Raw genomic sequence first — 2,080 nt, 5'->3', positions numbered from 1 at the left:
AAATTCAGAATTCATTGAGCTGTCGAAAGACATAAAACTTTTTAATTGAAGAGTTTGATCATGGCTCAGATTGAACGCTGGCGGCAGGCCTAACACATGCAAGTCGAGCGGTAACAGAAAGTAGCTTGCTACTTTGCTGACGAGCGGCGGACGGGTGAGTAATGCTTGGGAACATGCCTTGAGGTGGGGGACAACAGTTGGAAACGACTGCTAATACCGCATAATGTCTACGGACCAAAGGGGGCTTCGGCTCTCGCCTTTAGATTGGCCCAAGTGGGATTAGCTAGTTGGTGAGGTAATGGCTCACCAAGGCGACGATCCCTAGCTGGTTTGAGAGGATGATCAGCCACACTGGGACTGAGACACGGCCCAGACTCCTACGGGAGGCAGCAGTGGGGAATATTGCACAATGGGCGCAAGCCTGATGCAGCCATGCCGCGTGTGTGAAGAAGGCCTTCGGGTTGTAAAGCACTTTCAGTCAGGAGGAAAGGTTAGTAGTTAATACCTGCTAGCTGTGACGTTACTGACAGAAGAAGCACCGGCTAACTCCGTGCCAGCAGCCGCGGTAATACGGAGGGTGCGAGCGTTAATCGGAATTACTGGGCGTAAAGCGTACGCAGGCGGTTTGTTAAGCGAGATGTGAAAGCCCCGGGCTCAACCTGGGAACTGCATTTCGAACTGGCAAACTAGAGTGTGATAGAGGGTGGTAGAATTTCAGGTGTAGCGGTGAAATGCGTAGAGATCTGAAGGAATACCGATGGCGAAGGCAGCCACCTGGGTCAACACTGACGCTCATGTACGAAAGCGTGGGGAGCAAACGGGATTAGATACCCCGGTAGTCCACGCCGTAAACGATGTCTACTAGAAGCTCGGAGCCTCGGTTCTGTTTTTCAAAGCTAACGCATTAAGTAGACCGCCTGGGGAGTACGGCCGCAAGGTTAAAACTCAAATGAATTGACGGGGGCCCGCACAAGCGGTGGAGCATGTGGTTTAATTCGATGCAACGCGAAGAACCTTACCTACACTTGACATACAGAGAACTTACCAGAGATGGTTTGGTGCCTTCGGGAACTCTGATACAGGTGCTGCATGGCTGTCGTCAGCTCGTGTTGTGAGATGTTGGGTTAAGTCCCGCAACGAGCGCAACCCCTATCCTTAGTTGCTAGCAGGTAATGCTGAGAACTCTAAGGAGACTGCCGGTGATAAACCGGAGGAAGGTGGGGACGACGTCAAGTCATCATGGCCCTTACGTGTAGGGCTACACACGTGCTACAATGGCGCATACAGAGTGCTGCGAACTCGCGAGAGTAAGCGAATCACTTAAAGTGCGTCGTAGTCCGGATTGGAGTCTGCAACTCGACTCCATGAAGTCGGAATCGCTAGTAATCGCGTATCAGAATGACGCGGTGAATACGTTCCCGGGCCTTGTACACACCGCCCGTCACACCATGGGAGTGGGTTGCTCCAGAAGTAGATAGTCTAACCCTCGGGAGGACGTTTACCACGGAGTGATTCATGACTGGGGTGAAGTCGTAACAAGGTAGCCCTAGGGGAACCTGGGGCTGGATCACCTCCTTATACGATTTAGAACTTATTTGTTCGTAGTGTCCACACAGATGATTGTTAATTAGTGCGTGTCCTTCGGGATAACTAATTAATATGCTCTTTAAAAATTTGGAAAAGCTGATAATAAAATTCTGATGAATACATTGTATTTATCAAGAGTTTTCAAAAGTAAAAAAAGAATGGTAGCAGTACCATTCAGTGCCATTTAATTAACTCTTTGAGTTGATTGATTGGTATCTACTTTAGTATTCAATATTGACTTCTGGCGAAGTTAAACTGTCACACAACAAAGACCCGTTTGGGTTGTATGGTTAAGTGACTAAGCGTACACGGTGGATGCCTTGGCAGTTGGAGGCGATGAAGGACGTATTAACTTGCGATAAGCCTAGTCAAGCTAGTAAAAAGCACTTGAGACTAGGATTTCCGAATGGGGAAACCCACCTGCTTGCAGGTATCGTTAACTGAATACATAGGTTAACGAGGCGAACGCGGAGAACTGAAACATCTAAGTACC

At 48.8% G+C, this 2,080-nt stretch carries 2 rRNA genes; both read left to right on the top strand.

Annotated features, from left to right (window positions below):
- The first annotated feature begins 42 nt into the window (after positions 1–42).
- Positions 43–1,578 (top strand): 16S ribosomal RNA (locus L655_RS01000000125945).
- A 297-nt stretch (positions 1,579–1,875) separates the two neighbouring features.
- Positions 1,876–2,080, top strand: a 23S ribosomal RNA gene (locus tag L655_RS0119985); the annotation flags it as partial.

This window comes from Pseudoalteromonas sp. TAE79 (assembly GCF_000498015.1).
Taxonomy (GTDB): Bacteria; Pseudomonadota; Gammaproteobacteria; order Enterobacterales; family Alteromonadaceae; genus Pseudoalteromonas.
This window is presented reverse-complemented; position numbering and strand designations above follow the sequence as displayed.